Annotated in this window: 25 protein-coding genes; 13 read left to right on the top strand and 12 right to left on the bottom strand. The window is 35.4% G+C overall.

The window, feature by feature from the left end:
• Positions 1 to 41 precede the first annotated feature (41 nt).
• The 6 genes from Q0992_RS12630 (at position 42) to Q0992_RS12605 (ending at position 6,300) form a co-directional block, all read left to right on the top strand.
• Positions 42 to 302, top strand: a complete 261-nt coding sequence (locus Q0992_RS12630) for a hypothetical protein (protein WP_299524878.1) — start codon at positions 42 to 44, stop codon at positions 300 to 302.
• Positions 286 to 918 carry a nicotinamide riboside transporter PnuC gene (gene pnuC / locus Q0992_RS12625; RefSeq protein WP_299524875.1) on the top strand — a complete coding sequence of 211 codons (633 nt, stop codon included), beginning with the start codon at positions 286 to 288 and terminating at the stop codon, positions 916 to 918. The genes Q0992_RS12630 and pnuC overlap by 17 nt, the downstream gene beginning before the upstream one ends.
• Positions 879 to 1,448 (top strand): ATP-binding protein, encoded by a 570-nt coding sequence (locus tag Q0992_RS12620; RefSeq protein ID WP_299524872.1) that lies wholly within the window; start codon positions 879 to 881, stop codon positions 1,446 to 1,448. The genes pnuC and Q0992_RS12620 overlap by 40 nt, the downstream gene beginning before the upstream one ends.
• Positions 1,445 to 3,001, top strand: coding sequence for a DUF4301 family protein (locus Q0992_RS12615; protein ID WP_299524869.1), 1,557 nt, complete (start codon positions 1,445 to 1,447; stop codon positions 2,999 to 3,001). Before Q0992_RS12620 ends, Q0992_RS12615 begins: the two co-directional genes overlap by 4 nt.
• A gap of 2 nt (positions 3,002 to 3,003) precedes the next feature.
• Positions 3,004 to 3,408: an alternative ribosome rescue aminoacyl-tRNA hydrolase ArfB gene (gene arfB, locus Q0992_RS12610; protein ID WP_299524866.1), complete on the top strand. Its 405-nt coding sequence runs from the start codon at positions 3,004 to 3,006 to the stop codon at positions 3,406 to 3,408.
• Between the two features lie 594 nt (positions 3,409 to 4,002).
• Positions 4,003 to 6,300 carry a TonB-dependent receptor gene (locus Q0992_RS12605; RefSeq protein WP_299524863.1) on the top strand — a complete coding sequence of 766 codons (2,298 nt, stop codon included), beginning with the start codon at positions 4,003 to 4,005 and terminating at the stop codon, positions 6,298 to 6,300.
• A gap of 60 nt (positions 6,301 to 6,360) precedes the next feature.
• Here Q0992_RS12605 and Q0992_RS12600 read toward each other — a convergent pair whose 3' ends face one another.
• Positions 6,361 to 6,795: a hypothetical protein gene (locus tag Q0992_RS12600; RefSeq protein ID WP_299524860.1), complete on the bottom strand. Its 435-nt coding sequence runs from the start codon at positions 6,793 to 6,795 to the stop codon at positions 6,361 to 6,363.
• Positions 6,796 to 6,983: 188 nt separating this feature from the next.
• On the opposite strand from Q0992_RS12600, the gene greA reads away from it, so the two are divergent.
• Positions 6,984 to 7,457 (top strand): transcription elongation factor GreA, encoded by a 474-nt coding sequence (gene greA / locus Q0992_RS12595; RefSeq protein WP_299524857.1) that lies wholly within the window; start codon positions 6,984 to 6,986, stop codon positions 7,455 to 7,457.
• Between the two features lie 100 nt (positions 7,458 to 7,557).
• A complete protein-coding gene (locus tag Q0992_RS12590; RefSeq protein ID WP_299524854.1) occupies positions 7,558 to 7,950 on the top strand; it encodes an HIT family protein in 393 nt (130 codons plus the stop codon).
• 4 nt (positions 7,951 to 7,954) lie between these two features.
• On the opposite strand, the gene Q0992_RS12585 is transcribed toward Q0992_RS12590, so the two are convergent.
• Entirely contained in the window at positions 7,955 to 9,115 is a 1,161-nt protein-coding gene (locus tag Q0992_RS12585; RefSeq protein WP_299524851.1) for a HAMP domain-containing sensor histidine kinase, read from the bottom strand.
• Between the two features lie 123 nt (positions 9,116 to 9,238).
• Between Q0992_RS12585 and Q0992_RS12580 the strand changes: the two genes are divergently transcribed.
• From Q0992_RS12580 to aat, 3 genes are all read left to right on the top strand, one after another.
• Positions 9,239 to 10,108, top strand: a complete 870-nt coding sequence (locus tag Q0992_RS12580) for a flavin reductase family protein (protein WP_299524848.1) — start codon at positions 9,239 to 9,241, stop codon at positions 10,106 to 10,108.
• A 130-nt stretch (positions 10,109 to 10,238) separates the two neighbouring features.
• Complete coding sequence (locus Q0992_RS12575) at positions 10,239 to 10,616, top strand: DUF3127 domain-containing protein (protein ID WP_299524846.1); 378 nt, start codon at positions 10,239 to 10,241, stop codon at positions 10,614 to 10,616.
• 260 nt (positions 10,617 to 10,876) lie between these two features.
• A complete protein-coding gene (gene aat, locus Q0992_RS12570; protein ID WP_299524844.1) occupies positions 10,877 to 11,500 on the top strand; it encodes a leucyl/phenylalanyl-tRNA--protein transferase in 624 nt (207 codons plus the stop codon).
• Here aat and Q0992_RS12565 read toward each other — a convergent pair.
• From Q0992_RS12565 to Q0992_RS12550, 4 genes are read right to left on the bottom strand one after another with little or no spacing between them, the layout of a single operon-like run.
• Positions 11,497 to 12,177, bottom strand: coding sequence for a DUF2490 domain-containing protein (locus tag Q0992_RS12565; protein ID WP_299524842.1), 681 nt, complete (start codon positions 12,175 to 12,177; stop codon positions 11,497 to 11,499). The two genes, aat and Q0992_RS12565, sit on opposite strands and share 4 nt — an antisense overlap.
• Positions 12,164 to 12,742 (bottom strand): hypothetical protein, encoded by a 579-nt coding sequence (locus Q0992_RS12560; RefSeq protein ID WP_299524839.1) that lies wholly within the window; start codon positions 12,740 to 12,742, stop codon positions 12,164 to 12,166. Before Q0992_RS12560 ends, Q0992_RS12565 begins: the two co-directional genes overlap by 14 nt.
• Before the next feature lie 19 nt (positions 12,743 to 12,761).
• Positions 12,762 to 13,331 carry a DNA-3-methyladenine glycosylase I gene (locus tag Q0992_RS12555; RefSeq protein ID WP_299524837.1) on the bottom strand — a complete coding sequence of 190 codons (570 nt, stop codon included), beginning with the start codon at positions 13,329 to 13,331 and terminating at the stop codon, positions 12,762 to 12,764.
• Positions 13,321 to 13,581 carry a hypothetical protein gene (locus Q0992_RS12550; protein ID WP_299524834.1) on the bottom strand — a complete coding sequence of 87 codons (261 nt, stop codon included), beginning with the start codon at positions 13,579 to 13,581 and terminating at the stop codon, positions 13,321 to 13,323. The genes Q0992_RS12555 and Q0992_RS12550 overlap by 11 nt, the downstream gene beginning before the upstream one ends.
• 79 nt (positions 13,582 to 13,660) lie before the next feature.
• Between Q0992_RS12550 and Q0992_RS12545 the strand changes: the two genes are divergently transcribed.
• On the top strand, positions 13,661 to 14,278 hold the full coding sequence (locus tag Q0992_RS12545) for a thioredoxin family protein (RefSeq protein ID WP_299524831.1): 618 nt from the start codon (positions 13,661 to 13,663) through the stop codon (positions 14,276 to 14,278).
• On the opposite strand, the gene Q0992_RS12540 is transcribed toward Q0992_RS12545, so the two are convergent.
• From Q0992_RS12540 to Q0992_RS12515, 6 genes are all read right to left on the bottom strand, one after another.
• Complete coding sequence (locus Q0992_RS12540; protein ID WP_299524828.1) at positions 14,275 to 15,009, bottom strand: energy transducer TonB; 735 nt, start codon at positions 15,007 to 15,009, stop codon at positions 14,275 to 14,277. The two genes, Q0992_RS12545 and Q0992_RS12540, sit on opposite strands and share 4 nt — an antisense overlap.
• 63 nt (positions 15,010 to 15,072) lie before the next feature.
• Complete coding sequence (gene truB / locus Q0992_RS12535) at positions 15,073 to 15,789, bottom strand: tRNA pseudouridine(55) synthase TruB (RefSeq protein ID WP_299524826.1); 717 nt, start codon at positions 15,787 to 15,789, stop codon at positions 15,073 to 15,075.
• The gene (locus tag Q0992_RS12530; RefSeq protein WP_299524823.1) at positions 15,786 to 16,580 is read right to left on the bottom strand and encodes an undecaprenyl-diphosphate phosphatase; all 795 of its coding nucleotides are present in this window, start codon (positions 16,578 to 16,580) and stop codon (positions 15,786 to 15,788) included. The genes truB and Q0992_RS12530 overlap by 4 nt, the downstream gene beginning before the upstream one ends.
• Before the next feature lie 52 nt (positions 16,581 to 16,632).
• Positions 16,633 to 16,896: a DUF3098 domain-containing protein gene (locus tag Q0992_RS12525; RefSeq protein WP_299524820.1), complete on the bottom strand. Its 264-nt coding sequence runs from the start codon at positions 16,894 to 16,896 to the stop codon at positions 16,633 to 16,635.
• A complete protein-coding gene (locus tag Q0992_RS12520) occupies positions 16,896 to 17,255 on the bottom strand; it encodes a hypothetical protein (protein WP_299524817.1) in 360 nt (119 codons plus the stop codon). Before Q0992_RS12520 ends, Q0992_RS12525 begins: the two co-directional genes overlap by 1 nt.
• A gap of 89 nt (positions 17,256 to 17,344) precedes the next feature.
• On the bottom strand, positions 17,345 to 18,223 hold the full coding sequence (locus tag Q0992_RS12515) for an ABC transporter permease (RefSeq protein WP_299524814.1): 879 nt from the start codon (positions 18,221 to 18,223) through the stop codon (positions 17,345 to 17,347).
• A gap of 323 nt (positions 18,224 to 18,546) precedes the next feature.
• Between Q0992_RS12515 and Q0992_RS12510 the strand changes: the two genes are divergently transcribed.
• A partial coding sequence (locus tag Q0992_RS12510) for a class I tRNA ligase family protein (RefSeq protein ID WP_299524811.1) occupies positions 18,547 to 21,011 on the top strand: 2,465 nt, incomplete at its 3' end.

Below are 21,011 nucleotides of genomic sequence, written 5' to 3'. Positions count from 1 at the left end.
AATTAGATTCAGTAATTGCCAATTATAAAAGCGATCTAAATATGAAAATTTCAGTAGAACTCACCTTATCACCACTTCAAGACGATTATGAAACACCTATTATTAATTTTATTAAAAAATTGAGAAGTTCGGAGTTTACAGTTTTAGAAAATCCATTGAGCACACAGATATATGGCGATTATGATCAATTAATGCCATTCTTAACTCAAGAAATAAAGCGTTCCTTTAATGAGGTCGATATTTCCGTACTGCAAATGAAAATTGTAAAAACGGACAGAAGTAATTATGAACCAGATTTTTGATTTCTTTTTAGAGGCTTATCAGAATGCGCCAACAAATCAAATTGTTTTAGAAGCCATTGCCTTTGTATTTGGTATCGCAAGTGTCTGGTATGCCAAGAAAGCCAATATTCTGGTATATCCAACAGGCATTATTTGTACCATTATCACTGTTTATTTGTTGTATATCAATAAATATCTAGGTGACATGATGATGAATTTTTATTACTCCATCATGAGTATTTATGGTTGGTGGAATTGGTCTAGAAAGAAAGATAATAAATACGTAGTTCCGATTTCTAGAACTAATTCTAAAGAAAAAATGATTGGTGTGGGCTTGTTTTTAATGACTATGTTCATCACTTATTTCGTATATAAAGGATTCGATTACACGCTTGAGATTCCAAACTACATAGATATTGTAACATCTGGGATTTTCTTTACAGCCATGTGGTATATGGCCACCAAAAAACTAGAAAATTGGACCCTTTGGATAATAGGTGACCTTATCACCATTCCATTATACGCACACAGAGGTTTGGGGATGTTATCATTGCAATATCTTATCTTTACCGTATTGGCAATTCAAGGCTATTTGGCATGGAAGAAGCACTTAGACAACAACCTTCAGACTGTATAAAAGTTGTTTTATTTGGCCCAGAATCAACGGGCAAAACAACGTTATCAAGGCAGTTAGCCGAACACTATGATTCGGTTTGGGTGCCAGAATACGCGAGAGAGTATCTTCAACACAAATGGGATAATGAGCATAAAACTTGTGAGTCAAAAGACTTATTACCAATTGCCTATGGTCAAATGAAATTAGAAAATGAATTAGCCCAAAAGACTGATTCTGTTTTAATCTGCGATACGGATTTATTGGAGACAAAGGTGTATAGCGAAGCGTATTATTTAGGTACCTGTGACCCGATTTTAGAAACACATGCTCTAGAAAATTCTTATGACCTCTATTTTTTGACCTATATTGACACACCATGGGAAAAAGATGATTTAAGAGATAAACCCAACGAAAGAATAAAGATGTTTAAAGCGTTTGAAAACGCACTTGTAACACATAGCAGACCTTATGTTTTGTTAAAAGGAAATAAAAAAGAGCGCTTAGAAATAGCGGTTAAACACATTGATAACCTACTTAAAAATAAGAAATGAGCTTTACAGAAAAAGACCTCAAACAGATTGAAGCAAAGGGACTAACTTTACAACAAATTGAGTCCCAAATTGAATTATTTAAATCGGGAATTCCTTATACAAATATTTCGGAAGCAGCAACGAAGGAAAATGGTATTGTTGGATTAGATAATGAACTTATTGATGCGGTCATCGACTATTTTGAAGAACGCAAAAACGACCTGTCACTCTTAAAATTTGTTCCAGCATCTGGCGCGGCTACAAGGATGTTCAAGTTCTTGTTCAAGTTCTTGAAAGAGTACAATCCTCAAAAGGAATCTTTAAATGCTTTTATAAACAAGAACAAGTTTAAAGAATTATCATTGTTTATGGTAGGGCTAGAAAAGTTTCCGTTTTACAATCAGGTCGTTCAAAGATTAGAATCTAAAAAAATAGATTTTGAGGAGTTATCCACAGCAGACAAGGTGCTACATTTTGTAGAGGCCATGTTAGATGAAAATGAACTTAACTTTGGTAATTCTCCAAAAGGGTTATTACCATTTCATAAATACAAGACTAACCATATTTCCACAGCCTTTGAAGAACATTTATACGAAGCTGCCCTTTATGCTTCAGATGAAAATGAAGCGGAACTTCATTTCACCATATCCGAAAAATACAAAGATAAATTTGATGAAGAATTTAAGCGCATAGAAGAGTATGTAGAAGAGAATACAGGAGTTTCCTTTAATATTTCATTTTCCTATCAGCACGAATCCACCGACACGATTGCTGTGACTCCAAAAGATGAGCCCTTTAGAAATGATGATGGTACACTTTTATTTCGCCCTTCTGGTCACGGAGCTCTATTGAAAAATTTAAATGCACTCGAAGCAGATATTATATTTATTAAAAATATTGACAATGTTGTTGTAAAGCAGTATAAACAAGAAATGGTAAAATATAAGAAAGTCTTAGCAGGTATTTTACTTAAACTTCAGGATAAAGCATTTGAGTACATGCGTGTGTTAGATAAAATAAACATCTCAGAGGAAGAGTTTACCAATATTGAAAAATTTCTCGCAAATGATATGGGCATCAAGATTTCGAGAGAGTATCATAAGTATTTAGATAAGTATAAGGTTGAATATTTACGAGAAAAACTCAATAGGCCGATTCGTGTTTGTGGTATGGTGAAAAATGAAGGTGAACCTGGCGGTGGACCATTTTGGGTTCGGGATTTATACGGTAATCAATCTTTGCAGATTGTAGAGTCAGCACAAATCAATTTAAAGAATAAAAAGCAGAAAGATATCTTAACAAATGCAACGCATTTTAATCCTGTAGACCTAGTTTGTGGTGTTAAAAACTATAAAGGGGAAAAGTTTAATCTCGAAGACTTTGTAGATTATGCTGCTGCTTTTATTACTATGAAAACTAAAGTAGGCAAGGACCTTAAAGCGCTAGAATTACCTGGGCTTTGGAATGGAAGTATGGCCAATTGGACTACTGTTTTTGTAGAAGTACCAATCATAACTTTCAATCCTGTGAAAACCGTAAATGACTTATTAAAGGCACCACATCAAATTCATTAATTGTGGACATTGAAGCTTTAAAATCGGAACTAACATATAAAGCCGTACGAAGCTCAGGAAGTGGCGGCCAAAACGTAAACAAGGTCGCTTCTAAAGCAGTTCTGTATTTTGACTTGGAAAATTCTAAGGTATTTACTGACAAAGAAAAGCAACGCTTAAACGAGTTTTTCAAAAATAGATTAAATAAGCAAGGTATATTGGTTTTAGACTCTGACGAAAGTCGAAGTCAGTTCAGGAATAAAGCTTTAGTCACACAACGATTTTTAACACTCATTGAAGAAGGCTTAAAAGAGGATAAGAAACGAAAACCAACCAAAGTCCCAAAGGCGATAAAACAAAAACGATTAGAGGCTAAACGCAAAAACTCAGAAAAGAAGGCCAGTCGTAAAAAACCTGATATCGATTAAAAAGTTACACTGTCTCTTCGAGTGATTTCATCCAAATAACTATCGGGATGAAATCGTATCGAGAAATATTAAGATGTAGGTTCTAAAAGCTCTCGATAAATCACGCTTTAAGCGTGGCACTCGAACTGACACTAAAAAGAATTCCTCAATAATCATTTGCCATTAGTAATTTGTAACTTATCTTTGCGCCGTTCTCAAAAAGGGGTGCTTAATTGATTGACGAATGTCGATTTAAGATTTAAGATAGCTGAATAAAATAGTTCACAAATCTGAAATCTAAAGTCTGAAATCTAATATTTATTTGGCTGAGATCATACCCATTGAACCTGAGCAGGTAATGCTGCTAAGGAAGCGAGCGTTAATAAGATGTCCTGTAGTTCCTGAGCTTGTCGAAGGATGGACATTTTTAGCGAGTGCGATTAGGTTATCAATGTTGGTTTTACTTCTGAATCTGATATGACCTAATTGTCTCTCATAATAAGATTCAAAGTTTAGTGCCAACCTTCCAAACCACACTGGCAAATAGCTCAATTATTATTTTATTAACCAAGAATAATAACCTCTTTTTATTCGATTATAATTTATTTAATCGTGATGAAAAAATTGTTCACAAACTTGTTATTCCATTCTAGGCAGAAATTTACTTACCAAAGTAATGCTCTGTCACTTCGAGCATGGTCGCTGAGGTTACTCGAAGCGAAGCCGAGAAATCTCATTTTAGAATTAGTATTTATTTTTTTTGTTGGTATTTCTTCCATTTATGGACAAGAAAAGCAACAGGATTCTATTAAGACCGAGAAGCTAGACGAAGTCTTAGTAAAGTCCGTTCGTGTAGATGCCAAATCGCCGATTACACATACTAACGTTTCTAAAAAAGAAATTGCTAAACGTAATTTAGGGCAAGACATTCCCATTTTACTTAATTTTTTACCTTCTGTAGTAACCACCAGTGATGCTGGTGCAGGAGTTGGTTATACTGGTATTAGAATTAGAGGTGTAAGTCCGCAATCTACCAATATTACCATTAACGGAATTCCATATAATGATGCGGAGTCCTTAGGGACTTTTTGGGTGAATTTAGGAGACTTTGCATCATCTGTTGAGAGTCTACAGCTGCAGCGTGGCGTTGGAACGTCCACCAATGGCTCAGGAGCATTTGGTGCGAGTATCAATATTTTAACGGATGCTGTTTCAAAGGAATCTATAGGTGAGATTTCAAATTCCTTTGGGAGTTTCAACACCAGGAAGCATACGGTTAAATTCAGTACTGGACTCATAAATGACCATTTTGAAATTGCAGGACGATTATCTAACATTTCATCAGATGGTTACATCGATAGAGCGTCTGCAGATTTAAAATCATATTTCCTGCAAGGTGCTTATATAGATAGTAATACTTTAATCAAAGCTGTAATTTTTGGAGGTAATGAAGTAACGTATCAGGCATGGAATGGTATTACAGCAGAACAGCTTAGAGAAGATCGTACATTTAATCCATCGGGCCAGTATACGGACGATGATGGAAATATACAGTTTTATGACAATGAAGTCGATGATTACAGCCAGGACCATTATCAATTGCACTGGAACCAGCAATACAATAACAACTGGTCTACAACGATAGGGTTAAATTATACCTATGGAAGAGGCTATTTTGAACAATTTAGAGAGGACGATGATTTTTCGACCTATGGTTTTGAAGAACTAACCGTTAATGGAGCAATAGTTAACACTACAGATTTAATTCGTCGCCGTTGGTTAGATAATGATTTTTACGTTATTAATGCAAGTGCTAACTATAAAAATAATGAAATTGATATGATTTTTGGAGGTTCTTTTAGTCATTATGACGGCGATCATTTTGGAGAAGTGATTTGGGCTGAATTTGCAAGTCAGAGCGAGATAAGGGATCGTTATTATGATGGTAATGCGAAAAAGAATGATTTTTCAACATTTGCAAAAGCAAATTATAGATTAAATGATCGTATTCAACTATATGGCGATTTACAGGTACGTAATGTCAACTATGAAACTTCGGGTGTCAACTCGAATCTTACAAATTTTAATGTTGACGAAAATTATACATTTTTTAACCCAAAAGCTGGGATTACGTATGCTTTAAATGATAATAATGATTTCTATTTTTCATATGCACGAGCAAATAGAGAACCAAGTCGAGATGAATTTGAAAACAATCCGGAGATTGAGCCAGAACAACTCAATGATTTTGAACTAGGTTGGCGACACAGAAAAGGAAATTTCAGCTTCAGTGCTAATGGCTATATAATGCTCTACAACGAACAGCTAGTTTTTACAGGTGAAATTAATGATGTAGGTGCGCAATTGAGAGACAACAGTGGCGAAAGTTATCGTTTGGGAATTGAGCTAGAAGCTGTAGTGCCTGTTGCACCTAAATTGACTTTGCAGCCTAATTTAACGTTGAGCACAAATAAAAATAGAGAAACAATCGTTCCGTTGAATGGGGAATTACGAAATTTAGGACGTACGGATATTGCATTTTCACCAGATATTGTTGCGGCCAATGCTGTTGTATTTCAACCTATAGATAACTTACAAATGTCCTTACTAAGTAAGTTTGTAGGCGAACAGTTTATGAGCAATACCGAAAATCCAGAATCGAAGTTAGACAGTTTCTTTGTCAATGATTTTAATGTCACCTATACATTAGAAACAAATTCAATTTTCAAATCCATTGTTTTTACGGGCTTGGTCAATAATATATTCAACGAAAAATTTGTGTCTAATGGATTTTTTGGGTCCTTTGATTTTGACGACCCAGATAGTCCAACAGGTGTTTCTACAGGATTCTTTTCTGGGTTTTATCCGCAGGCAACTACTAATTTCTTAGTAGGACTAACACTTAATTTTTAATTAATAAAAAGCTTAGAAAATATCACCAAGAGTTTCAGTATGAAACTCTTGGTATTTGTTTTAATTTGTAACTAGAAATTGCCCATTGCCTAAGTTATCCACTCTATAGGGCTTTAATGTACAAGGACTTGAGTTCCCTTCTAGACCTTGACCATTAAGTAAACTATATTGGTTGCCATCTTCGCAACCAGATTCTACAATACCTGTACTAACCTCTGTTAGAGTAGAACATGCAGAAGGTGGACGACTAGGATCTGCAGCATCCCACGCCAAAAGTGTTGAGGAATTAAGCCTAAATAGCCAGATACCACTATTACCTTGATTTGGCACATACACACTATTAATGCTGTTTTGCAATTGATTAAACTGCGGCAAATTGGTGTTTACAACCAGGTTAACGCCGGCATCAAATAAAAAGTTGCAATTAGGGTTATTATTATCATCTCCACTGCATGAAAACAAGATTAAAGAGAGAATTATAAAGTGCTTTTTCATAGTAATTTTTGCGGTCTAATTTACGATTATTTCAGCTATACCGTAAATATTTTGTATATTTGCATTGTAATCTCGTTGACGCGAGATTTTTTCTTTGTCCCGACTCAAGTGCCGAGCAATGTCGAAGCATGTTTCGGGATCTTTTTTAAATAGCACAGCAGAGATTACGAGTATTAAACGAATGAATTATGAGTAAAGTATCTTATTATACAGCGGAAGGATTAAAAAAATTAAGAGAAGAATTAAATCACCTTAAAGATGTAGAGCGCCCTAAGGCCTCTCAGGCGATAGCTGAGGCTAGGGATAAAGGGGATTTAAGTGAAAATGCAGAGTATGATGCTGCTAAAGAGGCACAAGGCATGTTAGAAATGAAGATTTCTAAAATGGAAGAGACCTTGGCAAATGCTAGAGTTATTGATGAATCCCAGTTGGATACGTCTAAAGTATTAGCCTTATCTACGGTGAAGATTAAAAATCAGAGTAATGGTATGGAAATGACCTATACTTTAGTAGCAGAAAGTGAAGCTGATTTAGCTTCAGGAAAAATTTCTGTAAACTCACCTATTGGCAAGGGGCTGTTAGGTAAATCCGTTGGTGATAGTGCAGAAATACAAGTGCCAAATGGTATTATGAAATTTGACATTCTAGAAATTTCGAGGTAATTACTCTCTTGCTTTAGAAAAATTTACAGTAAATAATCTTAGAAAGATTCCTCTCAAGGAATCTTTTTATCTTTATAAGATATTCAAAATCTCTTCTTCAATGACAACATTATTTACAAAAATTATTAATGGTGATATTCCGTCATACAAAGTGGCGGAAACCGAAGCATTTTTTGCATTTTTAGATATCAATCCAAATTCAAAAGGGCATACCTTATGTGTTCCGAAGAAAGAAGTGGATAAGCTATTTGATTTGGATGAAGCTACTTATTTAGGATTAATGAAATTTTCTAGAAATGTTGCCTTAGCCATAGAAAAGGCAGTGCCATGCGAACGTGTTGGGATGTCGGTCATTGGACTTGAGGTGCCACATGTACACGTACATTTAATTCCTCTGCATACTATGGAAAATGCACGATTTACCTCTAAGGTAAAATTAGAATCTGAAGAATTTGAGGAGATAGCATCAAAAATTGCAGAAAATTTCAGATAATAGTTTAAGCTGTTTTTAATAAGATTTGAATGGTGGTTCCTTTTCCAATTTCAGATTGAAGCACTTTAATCTTACCTTTATGATAATCTTCAATAATGCGTTTTGCTAGAGATAAACCAAGTCCCCAACCACGTTTTTTAGTCGTGTAGCCAGGCTCAAAAATCTTTGTAAATTGGTGTTTTGTTATACCTTTTCCAGTATCCGAAACGTTAATTGAAACTTGTTTGTCTGTCCGGGCAATTTGTAGCTTTAGATGCCCTTTACCTCTCATTGCATCAATAGCATTTTTAACCAAATTCTCAATGGTCCAACTATAAAGTTGAGGGTTGAGCTTCACAGGTATTTCATTTTCAGGACTTTCCATTTCAAAATCTACAAGTTTTGAAGATCGCGATTTCAAATAAACATAAGATGATTTCGTTACGCCAACAATATCCATTGTTTCTAAAGTAGGTGCCGAACCAATTTTACTAAATCGGTCGGTTATGGTTTGTAGACGGTCAATATCTTTTTCGATCTCATATATATACTCAGGATTAATTTTTTCGGTTTTTAAGATTTCGGTCCAGCCCACAAGAGAAGATAGAGGTGTACCAATCTGATGCGCCGTTTCTTTGGCCATACCTGTCCATAGTTTATTCTGTTCGGCATTTTTAGAGCTTCGATAAAAGAAGTAAACTACGCCTGCGAAAAGGATGATGATCAATAAAAGAGCAAGCGGATAATATTTAAGTTTGTTGAGTAATGGTGAATTGCCGTAATACAATTTTCCTTTTTCATTATTTGGTAATTCAACCTCAATAGGTTCGTTCTGTGAGATGAGTTTATTGAGAAAAGTGACCATTTCTTTTGGATTTTGGAGAATGGTAGAGTCAATATTTCTTTCGCTCAATATTTTATTATCCTTTCCTAATAAAAGTAAAGGAACTGTGACCGTAGAATCTACAATAATATGCTCAGCAATTGAATTTAATTCTGCACCATCTTGATAAAAATACTTGGTGTATTCAGGATAGGCAAAAGTCCATGTTTCCATTTTCTTTCGCTCCTCAGCCTTAAACTTTTGGAAAAATGAATAGGTATTCCATAAAATCAGAGACACAATAATAAATGAGGAGATGATGATAATCCAACGGATTACATTACGGTTTGAGCTAAAGGCCATTAGTTAGTGCAATTTCTTTTTAAATATAATGTAAAAGTGTTAATAATATTGTTTTAATAGGAGGGTAAAACACTTTCATCGGCAATCCAATATAATTATATTTGTTGAATATCAGTTGACTACATGACTTCATTAAACCCAAAAGACCTTTCCACAGGTAGATTACATGGTTATTTGCTAAGTGCTGTTGCTCCAAGACCTATAGCTTTTGCGAGTACCATTGACGCAAATGGTAACCCAAATCTGTCACCTTTTAGTTTTTTTAATGTGTTTAGTGCTAGGCCACCTATTATGATATTTTCACCAGCAAGACGTGTTAGGGATAATACGACTAAACATACTCTGAAGAATGTAGAAGCGATTAAAGAGGTGGTAATAAATGTGGTTAATTATGATATTGTTCATCAAATGTCTTTAAGTAGCACAGAATACCCTGAGGATGTAAATGAGTTTGAAAAAGCAGGGTTAACCATGTTACCATCAGAAGAGGTGAAGCCTTTTAGGGTAGTAGAATCACCTATTCAGTTTGAATGTAAGGTGAATGACATTATTAAATTAGGTACAGAAGGTGGTGCGGGTAATTTGGTGATTTGCGAAGTGTTGAAGCTCCATATCTCGGATGAGGTTTTAAATGAAGATGGGGTAATCAATCAGGAAGCCTTGGACCTAGTGGCTAGAGCAGGGGGTAGTTATTACACAAGAGCTAAGAAAGGTTTTTTTGAAATCCCTAAACCTCTAAGAACTATGGGTATAGGTGTAGATTATTTACCAGATCATGTTAAAAATAGTATGATATTAACTGGAAATAACCTCGGTATGTTGGCAAATGTAGATTCTATACCCTCTCAAAAAGAAGTCGATCAATTTGTCAAAGATATCAGTAAACGTTATCCAGAAATAAAAACAGCGTCGCATAGACAAAAGCATAAGTTAGCCCAAAATTATTTAAGCTACGGTGACGTAGAAAGTGCGTGGAAGTTGTTACTTTCGTAACTTAGAATTTTAGTACAAGAAAAATACCTTACTGTAAAGAATATAGTTTTGGTTTTAGTGTAGATTATAGAATATTGAAATCTTGATTATCGAGAAAAAACATAAATATAAAATAATAGATTAAGCAAAAATGGAAGTACAAGGACGTATTAAGGTGATTGGAGAAACACAAACTTTTGGAAATAATGGATTTAGAAAAAGAGAAGTAGTGGTAACGACCGAAGAACAATACCCACAACATCTTATGATAGAATTTATTCAAGATAAAACAGATTTACTGAATAACTATCAAGTAGGTCAACAAGTGAAAATAAGTATTAACCTTAGGGGACGTGAGTGGGTTAACCCACAAGGGGAGACAAAATATTTTAATTCCATTCAAGGTTGGAGAATAGAAGCCTTACAACCAGAAGCTTCAAGTGGTGAAATGCCACCAGTACCTCCTGCGGAGGCTTTTGAGTCAGTAAGTGATTTAAATGAAGAAGATCATGACGATCTACCTTTTTAACAAATATATTTAACGATTTTATAAAAAGACTTGTTTGAGCAAAAAACGAGTCTTTTTTATTTTTAAAATAAAAAAGTCCTGATGGTTAGTCAGGACTTAGTATTGTGGTTTTAGGTTTTGACCTCTACAAACAAACTTAAAAAAAAGCAATGATGAACAAATTTATTTTATAAAGGTCTAATCAAATATCTAAAATATTCTTATACTATCAAAACAAAGCGCCTTAATTAACAGTAAAAACCGCTGAAAAGCCTGCTTTTATGTATTTCTTAACTCAAAAAATAGAATTTCCTGATGTTTCCGAAGCCACATCTGAGGGACTTTTGGCAGTAGGTGGTGACTTGTCTACCGAAAGACTAATTCATGCTTATACAAACGGTATTTTTCCTTGGTTTGAAGATGAAGAACCTCTGCTATGGTGGTCACCAGATCCTAGGTTTGTACTATTTCCAAAAGAGTTAAAAGTATCCAAGAGCATGTCGCAACTATTTAAAAAGAATCTTTTTAAGGTAACATTCAATAAAGATTTTGAATCGGTTATAGAACAATGTGCCATGACCAAACGAGAGGGGCAAGAAGGAACTTGGATTACAGAGGATATGAAAAAAGCCTATATTAAATTACATGGATTAGGCTACGCAAAATCGGCTGAAGTATGGCAAGATGGGGAATTGGTAGGTGGTCTATATGGTGTAGACCTTGGTAATAAAGTGTTTTGTGGTGAAAGTATGTTTGCCAAAGTGAGTAATGCTAGTAAAGTTGGTTTTGTGCATTTTGTTCAGAATTCTAATTACAGCTTAATTGATTGTCAGATATATACTAAACATTTAGAAAGCCTAGGGGCGAAACATATTTCAAGGCAAGAGTTTTTAAAATACCTTTAAATTTTGAGGATTGCAGAAGTCAAGAGAAATAATTTTTCCTCGGTATCAATGTTAAACGCTTCAAAACGATATTCCAAACCAAACTGAAGCTTCAATGCTTCAGAAACCAACCAACCTATATGAGTTGTGGTTCTATAATCGAGTTCGGGCTTTATCCTTTTGCTTATACTCAATAAACCTTCAATTGAGCTTATCAAATAGCCTTCACCGACATCAAGCTTTTCACCATTTAGAGGAAAATCCACAGCAAATCGATATCGACTTCTAAAAATGGTAAGTTCATCTAAAATGCGTTGCTCAAATCTAACACGATGTCCAAAACGCAAAGCATGATTCTTTTTGGTATAGTTAAATTGTTGTGTGAATCGCAATTCGTCGCTTTCACCATCAATAGTTGCTCTGAGGCGATATTGTACACCCAAACTAAGCGCGTGGTTATAGTCTAAATTTAAGGTAGAAAAGTGAACAAAGTCCAGTTGCCTGTTTTCAAAATTAAGTGCATCGTCTTGGTATAGATAATATCGAGAACGTACGGCAAAATTGAATTTGTAATGACTTGAAAGTCTCTTGTTCAAAGCAAAACCACTTTCGCCTAAACCTTCAAAATTAGATTGAGCATATGACTGAAGGCCTGCAAAACACACCAAGGCATATAGCAAGTATTTAGTATAGGACATGCTCGTAGGACGTCGAATTTATGGTTCTGAAACTTATAAAAGTACCTTTATCATCGAATTCAAATTCTCTTAACACACGTTGTTTTTCAACTTTTACCTCGGCAATGATTTCAAAATTGGGAGCAATTCCAGAATTTTGGGATAATACGTTGGCTATGAATTGAGAAGCTTCAATGTTTGAATTATAGACATATTGTTTTTGAACCTTTATGACTTTATGTTTGGAATAAGTAGATTTAAAATAGTCTGTAATTTCCGTTTTTACATTTGTTTTAACCGCTTTGAATTTTGTTAGTACTTCAAGATCTTCGACGATTCCTTCTTTGGAAAATTCCAAACTGTAACGTTTGCCTTTGTGTTTAAATTTAGCCTCAAAACTTTGTTTTTGTCCATCGGTTTCCTTGTAAAAATTCACACGTTTACAATTTTTCGGAAGTGTTTCTACAATTTTTTGGGCAGCCAAAGGAAACTCGGATAACTTTATCCGTTCTTCCTTCTCGTTTTTGGTTTGGCCTAAAGCGAATTGCCCAAAGCACAATAAAATAAGTAATACGTTTAGTCGCATTGATCCTAACTAAATAAGGTTATACCTCATTATACCTAAAACAAGACACTTCGTGGTCATTTACCATTCCTGTAGCTTGCATATGTGCGTAAACTACTGTTGTGCCTACAAATTTAAATCCTCGTTTTTTTAAATCTTTGCTTATGGTGTCACTCAGAGGCGTATTAGCTGGTGCATTCCTATGGTCTTTTAAGGCATTTTTAATAGGCTTGCCGTCTACAAAACCCCAAATATATGTTGAAAAACTTCCAAACTCCTCTTGAATTTTCATAAAGGCTCGGGCGTTAGTTATCGTCGCTTTTATTTTTAGCTTATTTCTAATAATTCCTGAATTTTGAAGTAGTTCCTCGTATTTGTTGTCATCATAATTTGCAATCTTCTTATAGTCAAAATTGTCAAGAGCTTTTCTGAAATTTTCACGCTTTCTTAAAACAGTAATCCAGCTTAAACCCGCCTGAAAGGTCTCGAGAGTTAAGAATTCAAATAAGATATCATCATCATAAACAGGAACTCCCCATTCTTCGTCATGATACTTTACATAAAGCGGATCATCTTTAGGCCAAGCACATCTATGCTTCTCATCTTTCATACTCAAGTAATTTTGTCTTCAATTTAGCAATTTCCGTATCTTTTTGCTTTACAGTTAATCTCAACTCAAAAAGATAGAGTATTAAATATAAGATAATACCTAGATACTTTAAGTTTTTTAGAATTTGTTGAGTTATAATTTCCGAATCATCAAACCAGCCTAACCGAGAACTTAAAAAAGCAAATGCCCAAACCAAAATAGCAATGACTTTAAGTGTCCCGAGAACCGAAATCCAGTTTTTAGTTTTCACATTGTAAGGTTTAAAAAAATATTCAACTAAGGTAACATATGTCACATAATTTATGACAAAACAAATCTAATTTTGTAACATGGAAGTATTAGAAAACACAATGATAAACAACATCATCTCTCAAAGCTTGAAGGATTCAATGACTTATGAGGAGTATAGAACCTTGGTTTCAAACTTAGTTGAAGAAAAGTCAACCACAGGTAACGATAAGACTGAGGCCCTAATTAATTATACCATGTTGAATGACAGACGTATGAGACGTTGGGATAAAACCGTAAAACTGTCTGAGGCCAGTGTCGAAAAAGTAAAATCCTTTAATAGAAAAGTCACTTGGCTGGTTCTAACCGAGAGTTGGTGTGGCGATGCAGCACATATAGTACCTGTAATAGACAAAGTTGCACAACTCAATGGTAATATAGATTATAAAATAGTTCTAAGAGATGACAATGAGGACTTGATGGATCAATTTTTAACCAATGGAGGAAGAGCAATTCCAAAGCTGATTATGATTGATAATGAAACTGAGGATGTTATTACTACCTTTGGGCCAAGACCTAGTGTTGCCACTAAGATGGTCAATGATTATAAGGCTGAACATGGCAAATTATCACCAGAGTTTAAGGAAGATTTACAGCGTTGGTACAATAAGGACAAAGGGCAATCCACAGTTGAAGATTTAATCAACCTTTTAGATTAACGCTTCCCTTTAAACAAAAAAGTAATGGTACCTATTTGTTCGCTTTTGCTCGAAGTATCAAATTGAACCTCTTTAGCGTATTCTAATGCGCGATCTGTTAAACAGGCATTATTGGAGTTTGAAGACCCATTAATAAATGCGTCAATGACATTGCCGCTGCCATTTACCGTAATGCTTACTACAATCTTCCCGCCTTTTTCGCAAAGGTATCTAGGAATATCATAATCTTGCATAGTTCTACCTGTAAGGGAATAGGTCAATGTGCTTCTGAATTTGGCGTGCTCATCAGCGATTTTTTTGTTCTCTAATCGTTTATTAAGCTCTTCTTGAAGTTTTTTATAAGATTCAGTGTCTTCAGAGTTTAATGCATAGGCATTGTTATTGGCATAAGATTTACTAATGTCAGTTTCTTCTTGGACATCATTGGCTTTGGCTTCTTCTAAAGCTTTGGTAGTACGCTCAAAGTCATTAGCACTAACGGTTTTAAAGTTACGCATTAACTCTTTAAACTCTTGGTCTTCATTAAAGGCTTTATTCGTAGAAGTGCCATCTAAAGCCTCAAGTAGTTTTTGTTCCTCTTCAGTGAGTTCAGGTTCAGGTTCAATCTCATAATAGCTTTCGGTAATGAGTTTGCCTTTTAATTTCAATTGAATGCTAAACATAGCAAGTACCACAGTTCCTGTAAGAAGGAATGTAATAATGGCAGCTTTATGTTGTTCAATAAATTTCAAAAAATACCAATATTTCTAGCATATAGATATACGAATATAGTAATGAAAAAGTTTAGATAAGCCTTATAACCCCTTGTTAAATTGCTTATTTAGGGAAAGCTTGGCTAGAAAATCTTCAGGAGTTAATGCGTTTTCCACTTTAAAATCACCTATTCGAGTTCGTCTTAGCTCAGATAAATGTGCTCCAGAATTTAAAGCTTTACCAAAGTCATGGGCTAAAGAACGAATATAAGTGCCTTTGCTACAAACCACTCTAAATTTTAATTCTAAACCAGTGATTTTGGTGATTTCAAATTCAGAAATTTCCACTTGACGCGATTTTATCTCTACATTTTCTCCAGCTCTAGCAAATTCATATAAGCGCTTACCATCTTTTTTAATAGCAGAAAATACAGGTGGAAACTGTTCAATAGTACCAACAAACTGTTTTGCGGTTTGATGAATTATAGCTTCGGTAATATGATCTGTTGGGAAGCTAGCATTTATTTCGGTTTCCAAATCATAAGAAGGAGTGGTACTACCTAAAACAAAAGTACCAGTATATTCTTTTTCTTGACCTTGAAAAGTATTGATTTGTTTCGTCATTTTTCCGGTACAGATAACCAGCAAACCAGTCGCTAAAGGATCTAAAGTGCCTGCATGACCAACCTTTATTTTTTTGACAGAGAAGGCTTTCCGAATAGCCCAGCGTAATTTATTAACGGCTTGAAAAGAGGTCCAATGTAAGGGTTTATCTATAAGTAAGACCTGACCACTCTTAAAATCCTCAAGGGTTTTCATGACGCAAAAGACCAAATAATAGCCACCAGACCAACAATAATACAATAGATAGCAAAATAGGTCAACTTACTTTGCTTTACAAGTGCAATCATCCACTTACAAGCAAACAAACCTGCAATGAAAGCAGCAATAAAGCCAATACTTAAAGTGGTAAAGTTTGTGCTTTCATAAGTGATTTCTCCACTCAAGACATCCTTAGCTATTTTTCCAAAAATAAGAGGTACTACCATTAAAAAAGAAAATCGAGCCGCTTTAGTCTTGTCATTTCCTAACAGCACAGAGGTAGAAATCGTAGCGCCTGAACGTGAAATCCCTGGCAGCATTGCTACAGCCTGTGAGATTCCGATAACAAATGCATTACTGTAGGACACGCTTTTATTGGTGTCTTTTGCGCGGTCTGCCAAGAATAAAAGAATAGCCGTAACAATAAGCATAAAACCTACTAACATAATGTTGCCTCCAAAGAGTTGCTCTAGTTGTTTTTCAAAAAAGAGGCCAATAATTACGGCAGGTATCATGGATATGGAGATTTTGACTAAAAATTGTAAATCTTCGTTCCATTCAAACTTTAAAATTCCTTTTATAATATGAACAATGTCTTTTCTAAAAATAACGATGGTACTTAAGGCAGTGGCAAAATGAAGAACTACCGTAAATAAAAGACTTTCCTTAGGTACTGAATTATCTCCTAGTATAGCTTTGCCCAATTCCAGGTGGCCACTGGACGATACAGGTAAAAACTCGGTAAGCCCTTGTACAATACCTAAAATGATAGCATCAATAATTTCCATACGGCAAATGTATCAAAATTGAAATGCTGAGCATTAAAAATGAAATAGAATTTTATTTTTTAGAACCCTTATTCGGATTTAAAAGAATAGCATAAACCTGAATGCCAAAACCTATCAAAACCAAAGTCGGAGCTAAACGGATACGTCTCCAGCTAAAAATAGAAGGGTCAAAGACATTTGGGTCATCACTTCCGCCACCAGCCATTAGAATGAAGCCAATAACAATACACGCTAAACCGATAAGCATAAACTTGTAGTTTTTCTTTCCAAAGATAAATTCTGCCTTTGACTGCTCTTTGCGTTTTTTTTCTCCCATTAGTTTTGAAATTCCGTAAAGATAATGTCATCACCTAAAGCCATCTGGGAAATATGCTCGGAGGTAATGCCACCCATTACTTTTGCTAAGTGCAAAGTAACGGTTTTATTTAAAACTTTTGTCTTAAGAGAATCTAAATTTAAACCGCGTTCTAGCCCTCGGTTAATGTAATAGAAGTCGGTGCCATCATCATGAAACACAATATCGTAACTGCTTCCTTCTGTAATACGAGTGATTTTAACATCGATAACCTCGCATTCTTCTGGCTTTGGGTTTTGAATAATACAAGACTTTAGAAGTAAAAAGCAAGCGATAATTAAGGATAAACCAATAATTGTAGAGAAAACTATTTTTTTCATGATTGGTGGTTTTCAATACTAACGCTTAGCTTAAAAAAATATTTTAGCCAACAGCCAACAGCCAACAGCCAACAGCCAACAGCCAACAGCTAGTAATACAACTGGTCGGTTTTCAAGTTTAAGAAGCGTTGCGTAGCAATAAAAGTACTGATCCAGGTGATAATGATGCCCAAAACAAAAACACCAACAAAAAGTCCAACAATCATTACAGTGTTTCTAAGGAGTTCGAGTTCTGGGAAAGTGCGGTCTAAGTAATAAAGCACAAATGCCATTCCGATTAAGGCTATTACAGCACCAATGACACCGAGTTGTATGCTCTTCCAAACAAAAGGTTTTCTAATAAAACTCTTGGTCGCTCCAACCATTTGCATGGTCTTGATGATAAATCTCTTGGAATATACAGCCAATCGAATGGAACTATTAATCAACAAGACCGCAATTAATGTAAAAAGTCCGCTGATGATTAATACCCAGAAACTAATCTTCTTTACATTATTATTCATTAATTGTACCAAGTCATTATCATATCGTATCTCTTCAATAAAAGATTTATTGGCTAAGTTGTCAGATATCTCACTTAGTTTTTCCGTAGTCACATAATCCGCTTTTAAGTAAACATCAATAGAATTTTGAAGTGGATTATAACCCACAAAATCCATAAAATCCTCACCAGTTTCGGCTTTCATGAGTTCAGCGGCTTCCTCTTTAGAAACGTAGATGGCATCTTTAGAGTAGTCTGCCATTGCTAGGGTCTTTTTAAGCTGATTGACTTCCACCTCTTTAGCAGTATCGTTTAAGTAAATGGTCATGACCACCTGCTCTTTAAAATGGTCAGCCACTTTTTTAGAGTTGATAACCAATAAGCCTAAGCAGCCCAAAAGGAATAATACCAAAGCAATACTAATCACTACAGAAACATAAGAAGAAATCAATTTTCGTTTTTGGTAGTTATCAAAAGATGAAGCCATGTAGAACGGATTAATGCTGTAAAAATAAAAAACAATGCGAATAAAACTTCAAAAGATGGTAGTCTTTTGATGTCTTTACAAATGTCATTCCCATGCAGATGGGAATCTCTTTGATTTAAACGCAATTAGATTAAAATTCAATACATATTATTCATATTAGAATTACAACGTTTAGTTTTTAATTGTGTTGCAATACCCCTAAATTTGCCGTCGTTATCGTCATTGCGAGTAAGGAACGAGCAAAGCAATCTCTTATTTAGAAAAGATTGCCACATCAAGCCTTTGGCTTGATTCGCAATGACAAACACATCATATTGTAAATTATGAAATACAACTTCAACGAGATAGAAAAAAAGTGGCAAGACTACTGGGCCAAGAATGAAACTTTTAAGGCTTCTAATGAGAGCGATAAACCAAAATACTATGTTTTGGACATGTTCCCTTACCCGAGTGGGGCTGGCTTACATGTGGGCCATCCGCTAGGCTATATTGCCAGTGATATTTATGCACGTTACAAACGTCACAAAGGTTTTAATGTATTGCACCCACAAGGTTATGATAGTTTTGGTTTGCCAGCAGAGCAGTACGCCATTCAGACTGGACAACATCCTGCGGTAACGACGGAAGCCAATATTAAAACCTATCGCAGACAATTAGATCAAATAGGTTTTTCGTTCGATTGGAGTCGAGAAGTACGTACTTCAAATCCCGACTATTATAAATGGACACAGTGGATTTTCATTCAGTTGTTTGAATCGTGGTACAATAATGATAGTAATAAAGCAGAACCTATTGATACGCTTGTCAAAGTTTTTGAAGCTGAAGGTAATCAAGGCGTGAATGCCGCTTGCGATGATGACGTTGCAACCTTTACGGCAGATCAATGGCATGCCTATTCTGATGTTGAAAAGCAACACATTCTTTTAAAATATAGATTGACTTATTTAGCAGAAACCGAAGTGAATTGGTGCCCTGCACTGGGAACGGTTTTGGCAAACGACGAAATCGTTAATGGAGTATCCGAACGTGGTGGTCATCCTGTGATTCGTAAAAAGATGACCCAATGGAGCATGCGAATTTCCGCTTACGCAGAACGTTTATTACAAGGTTTAGATACGATTGACTGGACGGATGCTTTAAAAGACATCCAAAGAAACTGGATCGGCAAATCAGTTGGTGCTTCCGTAAGCTTTAATGTGTTGGCTGAATTGGGCAGTGAGGCTCTCGAACTGAACGAAGCCAACAAATCAGACACTTCGAGAGCCTCAGTGTCCGAACATAAAATCGAAGTCTTCACCACTCGTCCAGATACGATTTTTGGTGTGTCATTTATGACCTTAGCGCCAGAGCATGAATTGGTATCTCAAATCACAACACCAGAGCAAAAAGCTGAGGTGAAAGCCTATGTTGAAGCTACGGCAAAACGAAGCGAGCGTGACCGTATGGCCGATGTCAAAACCATTTCGGGAGTCTTTACTGGAGCCTATGCTGAGCATCCATTTACCAAAGCACCCATTCCAATTTGGATTGGTGATTATGTTTTAGCAAGTTACGGAACAGGAGCTGTGATGGCAGTACCATGTGGTGACCAGCGCGATTACGATTTTGCAAAGCATTTTGATATTCCGATTCCAAATATATTTGAAGGGGTCGACATTTCTGAAGAAGCCTTTGCCGATAAAGACAAAACCATTATTGCCAATAGTGATTTTATCAATGGCATGAATTATAAAAAGGCGACCAAGCGTGTGATTTACGAATTGGAGCAAATCGGCCAAGGTGAAGGAAAAACCAATTACCGATTGCGCGATGCTGTGTTTTCACGTCAACGTTATTGGGGAGAACCATTTCCTGTGTATTACAAAAATGGATTGCCTCAAATGATTGATGCGCAATTCTTACCATTGACATTACCAGAGGTTGAAAAATATTTACCAACAGAAACCGGTGAGCCCCCTTTAGGAAATGCTAAAGTTTGGGCTTGGGACCGCCTCAAGGCGGAAGTAGTCTCAAATAATCTAATTGACAATGAGAATGTTTTTCCTTTAGAATTAAATACCATGCCAGGTTGGGCAGGAAGTTCCCAGTATTTTAATAGATACATGGATCCTCATAATGATGAAGAGATTTTCTCTAAAGAGGCTATAAATTATTGGCAACAAGTGGATTTGTATATCGGTGGAAGTGAACATGCCACAGGACATTTATTATACTCACGCTTTTGGCAAAAATTTATGTTTGACAAAGGTTATGTACCATACGATGAGTTTGCTAAAAAATTGATTAACCAAGGTATGATTTTGGGAACAAGTGCATTTTTATTCGAATCAATCTTTGAGGGTAAAAGTTTGGATATATATGAATCAGCAGATTTAATAGATAGTCATGGTTACATTACTTCTGAAAATCCAAAATGGGGTGAATTGATGAGTCTTTACAAAGAGAAAGGTTTGACCGAAAAAGACTATTCTGAGGTTAAATATAGATGGATTCATTGCGATGTGTCTTTTGTAAATGCTTCTGATGAATTAGACATTAAAGCGATTAAAAATTGGAGACCAGAATTTGGAAGAGCGAAATTTTTACTAAATAATGAAGGAACTTTTAAAGTAAAACGAGACATCGAAAAAATGTCCAAATCCAAATACAACGTCGTCAATCCAGATGACATTGTAAAAGATTATGGTGCAGACAGTTTACGACTCTACGAAATGTTCCTTGGTCCTTTGGAGCAATATAAACCTTGGAATACGGCTGGGATTACAGGTGTGCATGGCTTCCTTAAAAA

The organism is Winogradskyella sp. (genome assembly GCF_028289625.1).
GTDB lineage: Bacteria > Bacteroidota > Bacteroidia > Flavobacteriales > Flavobacteriaceae > Winogradskyella.
Note: the sequence above shows the minus strand (reverse complement) of the source record. Positions and strands in the feature narration are given on the sequence as shown.

Bases quoted from the DNA above. Each gene is read 5' to 3' on its own strand.
- Q0992_RS12555 (WP_299524837.1), bottom strand. From the start codon at position 13,331: ATGAAAGATGAGAAGCATAGATGTGCTTGGCCTAAAGATGATCCGCTT.
- Q0992_RS12545 (WP_299524831.1), top strand. From the start codon at position 13,661: ATGGAAGTATTAGAAAACACAATGATAAACAACATCATCTCTCAAAGC.
- Q0992_RS12590 (WP_299524854.1), top strand. From the start codon at position 7,558: ATGACAACATTATTTACAAAAATTATTAATGGTGATATTCCGTCATAC.
- Q0992_RS12520 (WP_299524817.1), bottom strand. From the start codon at position 17,255: ATGAAAAAAATAGTTTTCTCTACAATTATTGGTTTATCCTTAATTATC.
- Q0992_RS12575 (WP_299524846.1), top strand. From the start codon at position 10,239: ATGGAAGTACAAGGACGTATTAAGGTGATTGGAGAAACACAAACTTTT.
- aat (WP_299524844.1), top strand. From the start codon at position 10,877: ATGTATTTCTTAACTCAAAAAATAGAATTTCCTGATGTTTCCGAAGCC.
- Q0992_RS12560 (WP_299524839.1), bottom strand. From the start codon at position 12,742: ATGCGACTAAACGTATTACTTATTTTATTGTGCTTTGGGCAATTCGCT.
- pnuC (WP_299524875.1), top strand. From the start codon at position 286: ATGAACCAGATTTTTGATTTCTTTTTAGAGGCTTATCAGAATGCGCCA.
- Q0992_RS12615 (WP_299524869.1), top strand. From the start codon at position 1,445: ATGAGCTTTACAGAAAAAGACCTCAAACAGATTGAAGCAAAGGGACTA.
- Q0992_RS12580 (WP_299524848.1), top strand. From the start codon at position 9,239: ATGACTTCATTAAACCCAAAAGACCTTTCCACAGGTAGATTACATGGT.
- Q0992_RS12515 (WP_299524814.1), bottom strand. From the start codon at position 18,223: ATGGCTTCATCTTTTGATAACTACCAAAAACGAAAATTGATTTCTTCT.
- greA (WP_299524857.1), top strand. From the start codon at position 6,984: ATGAGTAAAGTATCTTATTATACAGCGGAAGGATTAAAAAAATTAAGA.
- Q0992_RS12585 (WP_299524851.1), bottom strand. From the start codon at position 9,115: ATGGCCTTTAGCTCAAACCGTAATGTAATCCGTTGGATTATCATCATC.
- Q0992_RS12600 (WP_299524860.1), bottom strand. From the start codon at position 6,795: ATGAAAAAGCACTTTATAATTCTCTCTTTAATCTTGTTTTCATGCAGT.
- truB (WP_299524826.1), bottom strand. From the start codon at position 15,789: ATGAAAACCCTTGAGGATTTTAAGAGTGGTCAGGTCTTACTTATAGAT.
- Q0992_RS12565 (WP_299524842.1), bottom strand. From the start codon at position 12,177: ATGTCCTATACTAAATACTTGCTATATGCCTTGGTGTGTTTTGCAGGC.
- Q0992_RS12530 (WP_299524823.1), bottom strand. From the start codon at position 16,580: ATGGAAATTATTGATGCTATCATTTTAGGTATTGTACAAGGGCTTACC.
- Q0992_RS12605 (WP_299524863.1), top strand. From the start codon at position 4,003: ATGAAAAAATTGTTCACAAACTTGTTATTCCATTCTAGGCAGAAATTT.
- Q0992_RS12620 (WP_299524872.1), top strand. From the start codon at position 879: ATGGAAGAAGCACTTAGACAACAACCTTCAGACTGTATAAAAGTTGTT.
- Q0992_RS12525 (WP_299524820.1), bottom strand. From the start codon at position 16,896: ATGGGAGAAAAAAAACGCAAAGAGCAGTCAAAGGCAGAATTTATCTTT.
- Q0992_RS12630 (WP_299524878.1), top strand. From the start codon at position 42: ATGAAAATTTCAGTAGAACTCACCTTATCACCACTTCAAGACGATTAT.